The following is a 15,252-nucleotide window of genomic DNA, read 5'->3' as shown; positions in this document are numbered from 1 at the left end:
TGTCAGCGTGCGGACATCAGTTGCGGAATGGGTTGCCGCTGTGGCGAGCCGGTTGGCTGGTGGTAACGGCCGGCGCGGATGCGCGAGTGGCCGCCGGTGCCGGCGCCGCAGTCTGTTGCATCGGCGCATTGTCCTGATAACCGTCCGCATAGGCGTCCTGCGCGCGGTTTTGCGGTGCGACGGCGTCAGGCGCGGTCGATACCGGCTTGCCCAACGCGCCGTTCAGCAGCAGCAGATCGTTCTGGTTCAGCGTGCCGAGCGCCGACTTGATGTTCAGCTGGTTGATCAAATAGGTATAACGCGCGTCGGACAGCTGACGTTTGGCGTTATACAGCGTGGTGGTGGCGTCCAGCACATCGACGATGGTGCGGGTACCGACCTGATAACCGGCTTCCATCGCGTCCAGGGAGCTCTGTGCGGAGATCACCGCCTGTTTGTAGGCGTTGATGCTGCTGATCGAAGCGTTAACGTTGTTGAACGATGAACGCACGGTCTGCACCACGCTGCGGTGAGCGCTTTCCAGCTGCTCGCTGGCGCCGACGAAGCCGTACTGCGCTTGTTTAACCTGCGAGTTGGTCGCGCCGCCGCTGTACAGCGGCAGGTTGAAGCTGATGCCCACTTTATTTTGGCCCGCATCGGAGTCGCTGTAGCGTGCGGCATTCGCGCCGCCGGTGTTTGAGCCGTTGTATTTGGTATTGCTGATGCCGGTTGACGCGCTGACGTCAATCGTCGGCATATAGCCGGTTTGGGCTGCGCGGATCTGTTCGCGCGCCAGATCCTGGCTCAGGCGGGCGGACAGCAGGCTCAGGTTGCGCGCTTCCGCTTCTTTCAGCAGGTTGTTCACCGCTTCCGGGCGCTGGGTGCTGAAGCGATCGGTGTTCAGCGAGGCCAGCTCAGGGTAGAAGCTGCCGGTGACCTGACGCAGCGTTTCCAGCGCGTTGTCCAGATCGTTGCGGGCGGAGACTTCCGCCGCCAGCACGGTGTCATAGTTCGAGCGGGCGTTCTGCACGTCGGTGATCGCCACCAGGCCCACGTTGAAGCGCTGAGTGGTTTGATCCAGCGTGCGGTACACCGCGTCTTTCTGCGCCTGGGTGTACGACAGCGTGTCGATCGCCTTCAGCACGTTAAAGTAGGCGGTGGCGGTGTTGAGAATCAGCGACTGCTCTGCGGTCTGGAAGGTGACGTCGGAGATGCCGGCGCTCTTTTCCTGCAGCGTCAGCTGGCGCCATTTCGACATGTCGAAGAGGGTCTGCGTCAATGCCAGCGAACCGCTGGTGACGTTGCTGTTAACGCCATTGCTGTCACGATAACCGTTGGTGTAATCGTAACCTGCGGTTAAACCGAGCTGCGGCAGCAGCGGGCTGCGCGCTTCATTGATCTTTTCGAATGCGGCGTCGCGGTCAGCAGCACTTTTGCGCAGATCCGGGTTACTTTCCCTGGCCTGTTTGTAGACCTGCAGCAGGTTCTCTGCCTGGCTCATTGCACTGAAGCCGCCCAGGCTCAGTCCGATAAGAAGGGGGAGCAGTTTCTTCATTTGCATTCCTTGTTGTGCAGCAATATTGCTATGTTAGCGCTGACGATAGACGAAATAGTTGCCGATTCTAGCAGAGTCTGCGGTACGCATCAGGTGGCTGAATGTGCCATCTCACGTAACTTTTACCTTTCAGACCGCCCATTTACCTTGGCGTACTGCCCGGGCCGACTGCAGCTGATATTATGGCTGACAATCAGGATTGTTTCCCGCTATTACCCGCGAGCGCACAAACGCGCCGCGTCCGGCGGCGAAAAACAGCCTAACATAAAGCGGCGGCGGTGAGACCCGCTGTTTCTGTCATCAAAACCGTTTATTTTATCGGCATACTCACGCAGGAGAATTCGCGCATGAACCGTTCGCAGCCGTCACCCGTCACCTTCGATAAAAAAGATGTAGAAATTATTGCACGCGAGACGCTGTACCGTGGTTTTTTTTCACTCAATTTATACCGGTTTCGCCATCGCTTGTTCAATGGCGAAATGAGTCCTGAAATCACGCGTGAAATTTTTGAACGCGGCCATGCGGCGGTGCTGCTGCCCTACGACCCGGTGCGCGATGAAGTGGTGCTGATTGAACAACTGCGCATCGCCGCGGTCGATACCAGTAATTCGCCCTGGCTGCTGGAAATGGTGGCGGGTATGATCGAAACCGGCGAAAGCGTCGAAGACGTGTGCCGCCGCGAAGCGCAGGAAGAAGCCGGCGTGGTGGTCGGGCGCTGCAAGCCGGTGCTGAGCTATCTGGCCAGCCCCGGCGGCACCAGCGAACGCTTGTCGATCATGGTCGGCGAGGTGGACGCCGGCACCGCCGAAGGCATCCACGGCCTGGCGGAAGAGCATGAAGATATTCGCGTCCATGTGGTCAGCCGCGAGCAGGCTTACCGCTGGGTGGAAGAGGGCGCGATCGATAACGCCGCATCAGTGATTGCATTGCAGTGGCTGGCGTTGCACCATGAATCGTTGAGAAAAGAGTGGGCCAATTAATGAAACAGCGCTATACCCCTGATTTCCCCGAAATGATGAGATTGTGCGAAACCAACTTCGCGCAATTGCGCCGCTTGCTGCCGCGCAACGACGAAGCGGGCGAAACGGTGACTTATCAGGTGAACGGCGCCGGCTATCGTTTGACCATCGTTGAGTCCACGCGTTACACGTCGCTGGTGGAGATCGAGCAGATCTTTCCGGCGGTCAGCTACTGGAGCCTGCCCGCGATGACGGTGCGGTTATACCATGACGCCATGGTTGCGGAAGTGTGTTCCAGTCAGCAGATCTACCGCTTTAAAGCGCGTTATGATTATCCTAATAAAAAGTTGCATCAACGCGACGAAAAGCATCAAATTAACCAGTTTCTTGCTGATTGGCTGCGCTACTGTTTGGCGCATGGAGCGATGGCGGTTCCGGTTTGTTAGACAGACTGAAATAACAAAGGACACCATTTGGAAAGCCTGTTTAAACTGCCCGTGGCGAGTGGGGCCGCGGTCAGGATTCTACAAATAACAGATACCCACCTTTTTGCCGGCGAACACGAGACGTTGCTCGGCATCAATACCTATCGCAGCTATCACGCGGTGCTGGACGCCATTCAGGCGCAGCGCCGCGATGTCGATTTGATCGTCGCCACGGGAGATTTGGCGCAGGATCATTCGCAGGAGGCGTACCGCCACTTCGCCGCCGGCATCGCGCAACTGCCGGCCCCGTGCGTGTGGCTGCCGGGCAACCACGATTTCCAACCGGCGATGGTCGACGCGTTGGCCGCCGCCGGCATCGCCCCTTCCAAGCAGGTGCTGCTGGGCGATAACTGGCAGGTGCTGATGTTGGACAGCCAGGTGTTCGGCGTACCGCACGGCGAGCTGAGCGAATACCAGCTCGAGTGGATGGAGCGCTGCCTGCAGGCGCACCCCGAGCGTTACACGCTGTTGCTGCTGCACCACCATCCGCTGCCTTCCGGCTGCACCTGGCTCGATCAGCACAGCCTGCGCAACCCGCATATGCTGGGCGCGATCCTGTTGCGCTACCCGAAGGTGAATACCGTGGTGTGCGGTCATATTCACCAGGATCTGGATCTGGAATGGCAGGGCCGGCGTCTGTTGGCGACGCCGTCCACCTGCGTGCAATTCAAGCCGCACTGCACTAACTTTACCATCGACGACGTCTCCCCCGGCTGGCGTTACCTCGATCTGCTGCCGGACGGCCGCGTCGAGACGCAGGTGTTCCGCCTGGAAAACGACGATTTCCGCCCCGATATGGACTCGGATGGATACTGATGCCTTCGACACTGCTCTACCTGCACGGTTTCAACAGCTCGCCGCAGTCGGCCAAGGCGGTGGCCTTCAAGGCCTGGCTGGCCGAACACCATCCCGCTATCGAGATGCTGGTGCCGCAGTTGCCGGCCTTTCCGGCGGAGGCCGCCGAAATGCTGGAAAATCTGGTGCTGGAACGCGCCGGACAAACGCTCGGATTGGTGGGGTCCTCGCTGGGCGGCTATTACGCCACCTGGCTGTCGCAGTGTTTTTCGCTGCCGGCGGTGGTGGTCAACCCGGCGGTCAAGCCGTTTGAGCTGCTGGTCGACTATCTCGGCGCCAACGAGAACCCCTACACCGGCCAGCAATATGTGTTAGAGTCTCGTCACGTTTACGATCTGAAAGTGATGCAGATCGATCCTTTGGAGTCGCCGGATTTAATCTGGCTGCTGCAGCAAACGGGCGATGAAATTCTCGATTACGGCCAGGCAGTGGCGTATTACACCGCGTGTCGGCAAACGGTGGAGTCGGGTGGAAACCACGCCTTCGTCGGTTTCGAGCACTACTTCCCCCAGATTGTGGATTTTTTAGGGCTAAACGCGGTCTGACGGACCGTTCCGGCACCTCCCTTTAACCACGAAAAAATAATCAACGATGACTCAATCCAGCTATAACGCTGATGCCATTGAAGTACTCAGCGGTCTAGAACCAGTGCGCCGTCGTCCCGGCATGTATACCGACACGACGCGCCCAAACCACCTCGGCCAAGAGGTGATCGATAACAGCGTCGACGAAGCGTTGGCCGGACACGCCAAGCGTATCGACGTGATCCTGCACGCCGATCAGTCGCTGGAAGTGATCGACGACGGCCGCGGCATGCCGGTGGACATCCACCCGGAAGAGGGCGTGCCGGCGGTTGAGTTGATCCTGTGCCGACTGCACGCCGGCGGTAAATTCTCGAATAAAAACTACCAGTTCTCCGGCGGCCTGCACGGCGTTGGGATCTCGGTGGTCAACGCCCTGTCGAAGCGGGTGGAAGTCAACGTGCGCCGCGACGGCAACGTTTACGGCATCGCCTTCGAAAACGGCGACAAAGTGCAAGATCTGACGGTGACCGGCACCTGCGGCAAACGCAACACCGGCACCAGCGTGCACTTCTGGCCGGACGAACAGTTCTTCGACAGCCCGCGTTTCTCGGTGTCGCGCCTCACTCACCTGCTGAAAGCCAAAGCGGTGCTGTGCCCCGGCGTTGAGATCTATTTTATCGACAAGGTGAACAACACCGAGCAGCGCTGGTGCTACCAGGACGGCCTGACCGACTACCTGATGGAAGCGGTTAACGGCCTGATCACCCTGCCGGAAGCGCCGTTCGTCGGCAATTTCGCCGGTGATACCGAAGCGGTGGACTGGGCGCTGCTGTGGCTGCCAGAAGGCGGCGAGCTGCTGACCGAAAGCTACGTCAACCTGATCCCGACCATGCAGGGTGGCACCCATGTCAACGGCCTGCGTCAGGGGCTGCTGGACGCGATGCGCGAGTTCTGCGAATTCCGCAACATCCTGCCGCGCGGCGTGAAGCTGTCGGCGGAGGATATTTGGGATCGCTGCGCTTACGTGCTGTCGGTGAAGATGCAGGATCCGCAGTTCGCCGGGCAGACCAAAGAGCGTCTCTCTTCGCGTCAGTGCGCGGCCTTCGTTTCCGGCGTGGTGAAAGATGCCTTCAGCCTGTGGCTGAACCAGAACGTTCAGGCGGCGGAACAGCTGGCCGAGCTGGCGATTTCCAGCGCCCAACGCCGTCTGCGTGCCGCCAAGAAAGTGGTGCGCAAGAAGCTGACCAGCGGGCCGGCGCTGCCGGGCAAGCTGGCGGACTGCACCTCGCAGGATCTGGCCATGACCGAACTGTTCCTGGTGGAAGGGGACTCGGCGGGCGGATCGGCCAAGCAGGCGCGCGATCGCGAATATCAGGCGATCATGCCGCTGAAGGGCAAGATCCTGAATACCTGGGAAGTCTCCTCGGACGAAGTGCTGGCCTCGCAGGAAGTGCATGACATTTCCGTGGCGATCGGCATCGATCCGGACAGCGAAGATCTCAGCCAGTTGCGCTACGGCAAAATCTGCATCCTGGCGGATGCGGACTCCGACGGCCTGCACATCGCTACGCTGCTGTGCGCGCTGTTCGTGCGCCACTTCCGTTCGCTGGTGAAAGGCGGGCACGTTTATGTGGCCATGCCGCCGCTGTACCGCATCGATCTCGGTAAAGAGGTGTTCTACGCGCTGGATGAAGAAGAGAAAGCCGGCGTGCTGGAACAGCTGAAGCGCAAGAAAGGCAAGCCGAACGTCCAGCGCTTTAAAGGGCTGGGCGAGATGAACCCGCTGCAGCTGCGCGAAACCACCCTCGATCCGAACACCCGCCGTCTGGTGCAATTGACGGTCGCGGAAGATGATGTCGATCAGACGCTGGCGGTGATGGACATGCTGTTGGCCAAGAAGCGTTCGGAAGATCGCCGCAACTGGCTGCAAGACAAGGGCGACATGGCCGAATTGGCGGTCTGAGCCTGACCCTGGCCCGGTGAAACACCGGGCCGGCTTTCCCGCAGGGCGTTCATGCGGCGCCCGATAACCTGGGCCGGAATGCATGAAGATCACGCTCGAAGAATTGCTGGCGTTCACTTCGGTGGTCGACAGCGGTTCCATCACCGCCGCCGCCGATCAGCTCGGCCAGACGACTTCCGGCATCAGCCGCGCGCTCAGCCGCCTGGAGAATAAGCTCGATACCACCCTGATGCGCCGCACTACGCGTCGCCTGGAGCTGACCGAAGAGGGGCAAAGCTTCCTGAGCCATGCGCGTACGATCATCAACTCGGTGGAAAATGCCGAAGAACAAATGGCGGTGCGCCGGCAGATGCCGGCCGGGCGACTGCGGATCAATGCGGCTGCGCCTTTTATGGAGCACGTCATCGTGCCGCTGGTGGCAGGGTTCAGGGAACGTTATCCGCAAATTTCGCTCGAGCTGAACACCGACAATCTGATCATCGATCTGCTGGAAAAACGTACGGATATCGCCATTCGCATCGGCGCGTTGCGCGATTCGACCATTCATGCGCGCGCGCTGGGCGCCAGCCGGTTGCGCATCCTCGCCAGCCCGGCTTATCTGCAGAAGCACGGCACGCCGCAGAGCGTGGAGGCGTTGCACCGGCATTGTCTGCTCGGTTTTACCCAACCGGAATCGCTGAACCAATGGCCGTTGCGCTATCGCCAGGCGCCGCATTTCACCATCACGCCGACGATCTCGGCGTCCAGCGGTGAAACGCTGCGGCAATTGGCGCTGCGGGGCGAGGGGATCGTACAGCTGGCAGACTTTATGACCCGACGCGATCGGGAAGCGGGCAAGTTGGTGACGTTGCTGGAGCAGGAGACGCTGGACGTGCGCCAGCCGATTAATGCGGTGTATTACCGCAATACGCAATTGGCGGCGCGCATCACCTGTTTTCTTGACTACGTCAGCGCGCACATCGACGCGCAGACGTTATAAGGCGGAGCTTACAGGGCGTTTTCCAGGATGTAGATCTCGGTGTCCAGCACGCTGTCTTTGAGGGTGTCGCGGTGTTTGAGCATGTGCTCAATGGCCAGATGTTTTTCCAGATGCGCCATGCTTTCCCATTTCTCCAGCATGAACACCGAATCCGGCGACCGCTTCTGCCACGGCGCCTGGGTATTGCTGTCGACCATCGGCGTGTATTCGCCGCAACCCTCTTCCGCCAGCACCAGCGGCACCAGCTTTTCAATGGCTTGCAGTACGGTGGCGCGGTGGCCGGGTTTCACTTTGATTTCTGCGATTACGGTGATCATGCTTACCTCGTTGATGAGTATGTTCTGCGTCAGTTAAGCAAAAATTTTCGCCAGATGCTCGCGATAACGTGCGATGTCCGCTTCGATATCCGGTTGTTTTATCACGTCATTGCAGATAAAGGTCGGCAGCGCTTCCATTCCCAGGAACTGGTTGGCCTTGTGGAAGTGCAGGTAAACGCCGTCGACGCCGACGCCGTGGAAGAACTGATCGGGATCGGTGAAGGCCTCCAGCGGGGCGTTCCAGGTCAGGCTCAGCAGGTATTTTTTGCCCTGGATCAGGCCGCCGGAGCCATATTTTTTGCTTTCGTCAGAACGAGAGCGGCCGTCGCTGGCATACAGGCTGCCGTGACCGGCGGTGAACACTTCATCGATGTATTTTTTCAGGATCCAGGGTTCGCCCATCCACCAGCCCGGCATCTGGTAGATGACCGCGTCGGCCCACAGGTATTTCTTTACCTCTGCTTCGATGTCATAACCGTCGTCGACCACGGTGACCTGCACATCGTGCTGCAGATCGCGCAGGAAGCTTTCCGCCACGTCGCTCAGGGTTTGGTTGAGTTCGCCGTTAGAATGGCCGAATTGTTTTTTAGCGTTGATAATCAGGATATTGCTCATCTTTCGCGGCTCCCGTCAGAGTTAAGATATGGCATGCTTCCCGCCGAAAAGGCGGAAACCAGCTCGCTGGCGACGAGTGTAATCGTTAGGCAGGCAAGTAAAAATGCGATCCAGCGCACAACAGTGTTGACTGCCAGTCAATAAACGGGCCGCCAGACAGCGAAATTTTGCATAAACCGCAGCGCGCAACCGGCCGCCGCCGGCGATCCTTGCGCCAACTGTGACAGCCACCCTGCAGATGGGTTACTATCGCGGGCAGAATCGACAAGCGATGCCTTTTGTCGTCCAAGGGATTGCCAAGCCACGGTCTGAGGATAATTGAGTAATGAGTGATCTGACTCATGACGGTGTAGAGCGTTTACCGCTGCACACATTCACTGAAAACGCCTATCTGAACTATTCCATGTACGTCATCATGGATCGGGCGTTGCCGTACATTGGCGACGGTTTGAAGCCGGTACAACGCCGCATCATCTACGCCATGTCTGAACTGGGGCTGACCAACAGCGCCAAATTCAAGAAGTCCGCCCGCACCGTGGGCGACGTGCTGGGTAAATATCACCCGCACGGCGACAGCGCGTGTTATGAAGCCATGGTGCTGATGGCGCAGCCGTTCTCGTATCGCTATCCGCTGGTGGACGGCCAGGGGAACTGGGGTGCGCCGGACGATCCCAAGTCGTTCGCGGCGATGCGTTATACCGAATCGCGCCTGTCCAAATACGCCGAGGTCTTGCTGGCCGAACTGGGCCAGGGCACGGTCGACTGGATCCCGAACTTTGACGGCACGCTGCAAGAGCCGAAGATGTTGCCGGCGCGCCTGCCGAACATCCTGCTGAACGGCACCACCGGCATCGCGGTCGGCATGGCGACCGACATTCCGCCGCACAACGTGCGCGAAGTCGCCGCCGCCGCGGTGGCGCTGCTCGACAAGCCGGGCGCTTCGCTCGATGACCTGCTCGAGTTCGTGCAGGGGCCGGACTTCCCGACCGAAGCCGAGATCATCACCCCGCGCGATGAAATTCGCAAAATTTACCAGAGCGGCCGCGGCTCGGTGCGCATGCGCGCCGTGTGGAAGAAAGAGGATGGCAGCGCGGTGATCACCGCCTTGCCGCATCAGGTTTCCGGCGCCAAGGTGCTGGAGCAGATAGCCAGCCAGATGCGCGCCAAGAAGCTGCCGATGGTCGAAGACCTGCGCGACGAATCCGATCACGAGAACCCGACGCGTCTGGTGATCGTGCCACGTTCCAACCGCATCGATCTGGAGCAGGTGATGAATCACCTGTTCGCCACCACCGATCTGGAGCGCAGCTACCGCATCAACATGAACATGATCGGTCTGGACAACCGCCCGCAGGTGAAAGGGCTGGTGGAGATCCTCACCGAATGGCTGGCCTACCGTCGCGATACGGTGCGTCGCCGCCTGAACTACCGCCTCGAGAAGGTGCTCAAGCGCCTGCATATCCTCGAAGGTTTGCTGGTGGCGTTCCTCAACATCGACGAGGTGATCCACATCATCCGCAGCGAGGATGAGCCGAAGCCGGTGCTGATGCAGCGTTTCGGCATCTCCGATACCCAGGCGGAAGCGATCCTCGAGCTGAAACTGCGTCACCTGGCCAAGCTGGAAGAGGTCAAGATCCGCGGCGAGCAGGACGAACTGGCGAAAGAGCGCGATCAGCTGCAGGCGCTGCTGGCGTCCGAACGCAAGCTGAATACGCTGATTAAGAAAGAGATCCAGGCCGATGCGCAGACCTACGGCGACGATCGCCGTTCGCCGCTGACCGAGCGCGCGGAAGCCAAGGCGATGAGCGAGCACGACTTCGTGCCGTCCGAGCCGGTGACCATCGTGCTGTCGGAAATGGGCTGGGTGCGCAGCGCCAAGGGCCATGACATCGATCCGACCGGGTTGAGCTACAAGGCCGGCGACAGCTTCCGCGGCGCGGCGCGCGGCAAGAGCAATCAGCCGGTGGTGTTTATCGACTCTACCGGGCGCAGCTATGCGCTCGATCCGATGACGCTGCCTTCGGCGCGCGGGCAGGGCGAGCCGCTGACCGGCAAGCTGACGCCGCCGCCGGGCGCCACCATCGAGCAGGTGCTGATGGCGGCCGACGATCAGAAGCTGCTGATGGCGTCCGACGCCGGTTACGGTTTCGTCTGCACCTTTAACGATCTGGTGGCGCGCAACCGCGCCGGCAAGGTGATGATCACGCTGCCGGACAACGCCAGAGCGCTGCCGCCGATGGAGATCCACGGCGCAGACGATATGCTGCTGTCGATCACCGCCGCCGGGCGCATGCTGATGTTCCCGGTCGCCGATCTGCCGCAGCTGTCGAAGGGCAAGGGCAACAAGATCGTCTCCATTCCGGCGGCGCAGGCCGCCGCCGGTGAAGACAAGCTGGCCTGGCTGTTCGTGCTGCCGCCGCAGGCGTCCGTCACGCTGCACGTCGGCAAACGCAAGCTGACGCTGCGTCCGGAAGATCTGCAGAAGTTCCGTGCGGAACGCGGCCGCAAGGGCACCCAACTGCCGCGCGGCCTGCAGCGCATCGATCGCGTCGAAGTGGATGCGCCGGTGCGGGCGTCGGGTGGCGACAGCGAAGAGTAAGCGTTGGCACCCGCGTTAACGGGCGGTCGCAGCATGCTGTGGCCGCCTTATTTATTTTTGCTGGCGTTTATTTTCCAAATAGTTAACATTTCTGCGCATAAAATTATTGTGCGTACTGCCGCCTGGCGGGAAAATAGCGAGAAATGCAGGCGACATAGGCGTGCTTTCCGCCTAGTCGGCAAATAATGAGTAAAGGAATCTGCGCAGCGAAGTAAACTGCGTTGGCAGTGTGCTAATGAGGTTGTTATGTTATTGATTTTGCGTGCCGTTCTCGCCACTCTTTTCTGTATTCTGGTGTGTATTTTCGGTTCGGTTTATTGCTTGTTCAGTCCGCGTAATCCTCGCCATGTGGCGACCTTCGGCCATCTTTTCGGCCGTCTGTCGACGCTGTTCGGCATCAAGGTTGAAACCCGCGTGCCGGCCGATGCGGCCAACAACGGCAACTGCATCTATATCGCCAACCACCAAAATAACTACGACATGGTGACGGCCTCTAATATCGTGCAGCCGCGCACCGTGACGGTCGGTAAAAAAAGTCTGGTGTGGATCCCGTTTTTCGGCCCGCTGTATTGGCTGACCGGTAATCTGCTGATAGATCGTGATAATCGCGCCAAGGCGCACGGCACCATCGCCCAGGTGGCGGAGCAGTTCAAGAAGAAAGACATTTCGATCTGGATGTTCCCGGAAGGGACCCGCAGCCGCGGCCGTGGGCTGATGCCGTTTAAAACCGGCGCGTTCCACGCGGCCATCGCCGCCGGCGTGCCGATTGTGCCTATCTGCGTATCCACCACCAGCGGTAATATAAATCTTAATCGCTGGAATAACGGCCATGTGATCGTCGAGATGTTGGCGCCGGTGGATACCAGCAAATACGGCAAAGAAAACGTGCGCGAGCTGGCGGCCCATTGCCGCGAGCTGATGGAGGCGAAAATCGCCGAATTGGACGCCGAAGTCGCCCAGCGCAACGCCGCCAAAAAATAAGAGTCTACCGGCTTCAAAGAAGAGTTTTTTAATTGGCGTTCAGCGCCGTTAACGCCTGAGCGCCTGCTAATCTTGATTGGCGGGCGTTTGGGTTTTGCACACGGTTTAGTTATTGCTTTTCATGGAGAAAATATGTCACTCAGTCGACGTCAGTTTTTACAGGCATCGGGCCTGGCGCTGTGCGCGGGCGCCGTGCCGCTGAGGGCTGAGGCGAGCGGAACGCAGACCCCATTACCCATTCCCCCGCTGCTGGAGTCTCGCCGCGGTCAGCCGCTGTTCCTGACCTTGCAGCGCGCCCACTGGGCGTTTATGGATAACCGCAAAGCGGCGGTGTGGGGCATCAACGGCATGTACCTGGGGCCGACGGTGCGGGTTTACAGCGGCGACGACGTCAAACTGATCTACAGCAACCGCCTGCAGGAGCCGGTGGCGATGACCATCAGCGGTCTGCAGGTGCCGGGCACGCTGATGGGCGGCGCGCCGCGTATGATGTCGCCCAACGTTGACTGGTCGCCGGTGCTGCCCATTCGTCAGGCGGCGGCTACCTGCTGGTACCACGCCAACACGCCAAACCGCATGGCGCCGCACGTGTACAACGGGCTGGCCGGGCTGTGGCTGGTGGAGGATGCCGTCAGCAAAGCGCTGCCGCTGCCCAACCACTACGGCGTCGACGATTTCCCGCTGATCATTCAGGACAAACGCTTCGATAACTTCGGCACGCCGCAATACGATGCGCCGTCGCAGGGCGGCTTCGTCGGCGATACGCTGTTGGTCAACGGCGTGCAAAACCCGTATGTCGACGTGTCGCGCGGCTGGGTGCGTTTGCGTTTGCTCAACGCCTCCAACGCGCGGCGTTATACCCTGCAGCTCAGCGACGGGCGGCCGTTCAACGTGATCGCCAGCGATCAGGGCTTCCTGCCTGCGCCGGTTGCGGTGCAGCAGCTGTCGCTGGCGCCGGGCGAGCGCCGGGAAGTGCTGATCGACATGTCGAAGGGCGACGAGGTGACCATCACCGCCGGTGAAGCGGCGGGCATCATGGATCGCCTGCGCGGCCTGTTCGAGCCGTCGAGCATTCTGGTGTCCACCCAGGTGCTGACGCTGCGCCCGACCGGCCTGCTGCCGCTGGTGACCGACAACCTGCCGATGCGCCTGCTGGCGGATCAGCTGTTGGACGGCAGCGCCAGCCGCACCCGCGATTTCCGCCTGGGCGACGGCGGCGTCGGCATCAACGGCGCAATTTGGGACATGAACCGCATCGACGTACAGGCGCAGCAAGGCACCTGGGAACGCTGGAACATTCATGCGGATACGCCGCAGTCGTTCCATATTCAGGGCGTGCAGTTCCTGATTAAACGCGTCAACGGCGCGCAGCCGATGGCGGAAGATCGCGGCTGGAAGGATACCGTCTGGGTCGATGGCGACGTCGAGCTGCTGGTGTATTTCAACCAATCCACCTCCGAACACTTCCCGTTCCTGTATTACAGCCAGACGCTGGAGATGGCCGATCGCGGCACCGCCGGCCAGCTGATGGTGCAGCCGACGATGTAACCCGCTCTGCGGGCCGCTTAGGGCGCCCGCAGCATCGCCAAAAAAGCCTGCACCACCGGCGTGATGCTGTCGGTACGGTATACCGCATACAGATCCGCCGGGGGCGCCTGCTGCAGCGAGCAAAACCGCACGCTGGGCCACGGGATGCGGCCGTAGCTGTCCGGCAGCAGGGTAATGCCGCAGCCTTCCGCCACCAGCGCCAGCAGGGTTTGCGGTTCATTGACCTGATAAGCGACGTCCGGCAAAAATCCCTGCTGCAGACACAGATTGTGCAGGTACAGCCCCAGGCTGGCCTCATGCGGCGGCAGCACGATGAAGCTGTCGTTTTGCAGCGCCGCCAGCGGAATGTTTTCCTGCTGCGCCAGCGGATGATCGAGCGGCAGCACCACGGCGATGCTTTCGCGCGCCAGCCGTTGGCAGCTCAATCCCGGCAGCGTCTGCTGCTGCGCCTCTCGCCATACCCCGATATCGATATGCCGCTTTTGCAGCGCGGCGATTTGCTGGCTGGGCGTCAGCTCATTCAACGACCAGGTAGCGCCGACGCTCTGCTCGCTGAACCGCCGCAGCGCCGCAATCAAGCCGCCCCAGGCCGAGGTGCCGACCATGCCGACCACCATGTGGCCGCCTTCGCCGCGCCCCATTTGTTGCACCTGATGCAGCGCGCTGTCGGCCTGATCCAGCAGCCGCTCGACGTTGCGCAGCAGCGTGCGGCCGGCCGGCGTCAGCGTCATGGAGCGGGTGGTGCGTTTGAACAGCACCACGCCGAGCTGGCTCTCCAGCTCTTTGATGTGCTTGCTGAGCGGCGGCTGTGACATATTCAACCGCCGCGCCGCCTGAGTGAAATTCATCTCTTCCGCCACCACGCGGAAATAGTGCAGCAGGCGGAAGTTAATCCGACCGGGATCGGGCAGGGCATGGGGCGGGTTCATCCGGGGTATCGCCTCCTGTGACGCAGCTCAACTTATAGATAAATGGAATAAATCGGCCGCCAAGAATGTATTGGTCTCGGCTGCGCCTCGCTCTCTACTATGGGGCTTATTGTCCCCCGCTTAAAGAGAGAATACGATGTTTAATCAAGAAGATGCTTTTATCTGCGCCGATGTTGTCCGCGCACGTCTGCCGGGTTTTCAGCCGAAAGCGGCCTTGATTCTCGGCTCCGGTCTCGGCGCTCTGGCGGAGGTGATGACCGAAACCGTCACCCTCGATTACGCGGCGCTGCCGGGCTTCCCGGTGAGCGGCGTCGCCGGCCACGCCGGGCAACTGGTCGCCGGCAAGCTGGAGGGCGTGCCGGTCTTGTGCATGAAAGGGCGCGGCCACTTCTATGAAGGGCGCGGCATGCAGGTGATGACCACCGCAGTGCGCACCTTCAAACTGCTGGGCTGCGAATTTCTGTTGGCGACCAACGCCGCCGGTTCGCTGCGCCGCTCGGTAGCGCCGGGCAGCCTGGTGGCCATTACCGATCATATCAATTTCATGCCGGAATCGCCGCTGGTCGGCGCCAACGACGAGCGCTTCGGGCCGCGCTTCTTCAGCCTGGCGAACGCCTACGATCGCGATCTGCGCGCCCAATTGGCGGCGGTGGCCGAAAGCGCGGGCATCCCGCTGGCGGAAGGGGTGTTCGCCGCTTACACCGGGCCGAACTTCGAAACGCCGGCGGAGATCCGCATGATGCAGACCCTCGGCTGCGACGTCGTGGGCATGTCGATCGTGCCGGAAGTCCTGACGGCGCGCCACTGCGGCCTCAAGGTGCTGGTGGTGTCCGCGATGACCAACTACGCCGAAGGGCTGTCGGATACGCCTCTTTCTCACGAACAAACGCTCAGCTGCGCGGCGCTGGCGGCGGACGATTTCATGCGCCTTATCCGCGAGCTGTTCAAAACGCTGTGACACCGT

General features: G+C 60.6%; 14 protein-coding genes. 10 read left to right on the top strand and 4 right to left on the bottom strand.

Features of this window, described 5'->3' with window-relative positions:
• Positions 1-16: 16 nt before the first annotated feature.
• Complete coding sequence (gene hasF, locus ACJ8IP_RS17260; protein ID WP_033644608.1) at positions 17-1,534, bottom strand: multidrug efflux transporter outer membrane subunit HasF; 1,518 nt, start codon at positions 1,532-1,534, stop codon at positions 17-19.
• A 347-nt stretch (positions 1,535-1,881) separates the two neighbouring features.
• On the opposite strand from hasF, the gene nudF reads away from it, so the two are divergent.
• The 6 genes from nudF (at position 1,882) to ACJ8IP_RS17230 (ending at position 7,299) form a co-directional block, all read left to right on the top strand.
• Positions 1,882-2,514 carry an ADP-ribose diphosphatase gene (nudF, locus tag ACJ8IP_RS17255; protein ID WP_004937242.1) on the top strand — a complete coding sequence of 211 codons (633 nt, stop codon included), beginning with the start codon at positions 1,882-1,884 and terminating at the stop codon, positions 2,512-2,514.
• Positions 2,514-2,939: a DUF1249 family protein gene (locus ACJ8IP_RS17250; RefSeq protein WP_004937244.1), complete on the top strand. Its 426-nt coding sequence runs from the start codon at positions 2,514-2,516 to the stop codon at positions 2,937-2,939. Before nudF ends, ACJ8IP_RS17250 begins: the two co-directional genes overlap by 1 nt.
• Before the next feature lie 27 nt (positions 2,940-2,966).
• A complete protein-coding gene (cpdA, locus tag ACJ8IP_RS17245) occupies positions 2,967-3,794 on the top strand; it encodes a 3',5'-cyclic-AMP phosphodiesterase (RefSeq protein ID WP_004937250.1) in 828 nt (275 codons plus the stop codon).
• The gene (gene yqiA / locus ACJ8IP_RS17240) at positions 3,794-4,378 is read left to right on the top strand and encodes an esterase YqiA (RefSeq protein WP_004937252.1); all 585 of its coding nucleotides are present in this window, start codon (positions 3,794-3,796) and stop codon (positions 4,376-4,378) included. The genes cpdA and yqiA overlap by 1 nt, the downstream gene beginning before the upstream one ends.
• Positions 4,379-4,424: 46 nt before the next feature.
• On the top strand, positions 4,425-6,320 hold the full coding sequence (gene parE / locus ACJ8IP_RS17235) for a DNA topoisomerase IV subunit B (RefSeq protein WP_025304305.1): 1,896 nt from the start codon (positions 4,425-4,427) through the stop codon (positions 6,318-6,320).
• 82 nt (positions 6,321-6,402) lie between these two features.
• Positions 6,403-7,299: a LysR substrate-binding domain-containing protein gene (locus ACJ8IP_RS17230; protein ID WP_047026465.1), complete on the top strand. Its 897-nt coding sequence runs from the start codon at positions 6,403-6,405 to the stop codon at positions 7,297-7,299.
• An 8-nt stretch (positions 7,300-7,307) separates the two neighbouring features.
• Here ACJ8IP_RS17230 and ACJ8IP_RS17225 read toward each other — a convergent pair whose 3' ends face one another.
• Positions 7,308-7,616: a putative quinol monooxygenase gene (locus ACJ8IP_RS17225; RefSeq protein WP_033644613.1), complete on the bottom strand. Its 309-nt coding sequence runs from the start codon at positions 7,614-7,616 to the stop codon at positions 7,308-7,310.
• Positions 7,617-7,649: 33 nt separating this feature from the next.
• Positions 7,650-8,231, bottom strand: coding sequence for an NAD(P)H-dependent oxidoreductase (locus ACJ8IP_RS17220; RefSeq protein WP_042785391.1), 582 nt, complete (start codon positions 8,229-8,231; stop codon positions 7,650-7,652).
• Positions 8,232-8,556: 325 nt separating this feature from the next.
• On the opposite strand from ACJ8IP_RS17220, the gene parC reads away from it, so the two are divergent.
• From parC to ftsP, 3 genes are all read left to right on the top strand, one after another.
• Positions 8,557-10,830: a DNA topoisomerase IV subunit A gene (gene parC, locus ACJ8IP_RS17215; protein ID WP_004937261.1), complete on the top strand. Its 2,274-nt coding sequence runs from the start codon at positions 8,557-8,559 to the stop codon at positions 10,828-10,830.
• Positions 10,831-11,076: 246 nt separating this feature from the next.
• Positions 11,077-11,811 (top strand): 1-acylglycerol-3-phosphate O-acyltransferase, encoded by a 735-nt coding sequence (locus ACJ8IP_RS17210; protein ID WP_004937266.1) that lies wholly within the window; start codon positions 11,077-11,079, stop codon positions 11,809-11,811.
• 132 nt (positions 11,812-11,943) lie between these two features.
• Positions 11,944-13,359 (top strand): cell division protein FtsP, encoded by a 1,416-nt coding sequence (gene ftsP, locus ACJ8IP_RS17205; protein WP_033644615.1) that lies wholly within the window; start codon positions 11,944-11,946, stop codon positions 13,357-13,359.
• 17 nt (positions 13,360-13,376) lie between these two features.
• Here ftsP and ACJ8IP_RS17200 read toward each other — a convergent pair whose 3' ends face one another.
• On the bottom strand, positions 13,377-14,288 hold the full coding sequence (locus tag ACJ8IP_RS17200) for a LysR family transcriptional regulator (RefSeq protein WP_164106448.1): 912 nt from the start codon (positions 14,286-14,288) through the stop codon (positions 13,377-13,379).
• A 136-nt stretch (positions 14,289-14,424) separates the two neighbouring features.
• Between ACJ8IP_RS17200 and xapA the strand changes: the two genes are divergently transcribed.
• Positions 14,425-15,246, top strand: coding sequence for a xanthosine phosphorylase (gene xapA, locus ACJ8IP_RS17195; protein ID WP_033651299.1), 822 nt, complete (start codon positions 14,425-14,427; stop codon positions 15,244-15,246).
• Positions 15,247-15,252 lie beyond the last annotated feature (6 nt).

Source organism: Serratia sp. CY52157, from assembly GCF_052168495.1.
GTDB classification, from domain to species: domain Bacteria; phylum Pseudomonadota; class Gammaproteobacteria; order Enterobacterales; family Enterobacteriaceae; genus Serratia; species Serratia ureilytica.
This window is presented reverse-complemented; position numbering and strand designations above follow the sequence as displayed.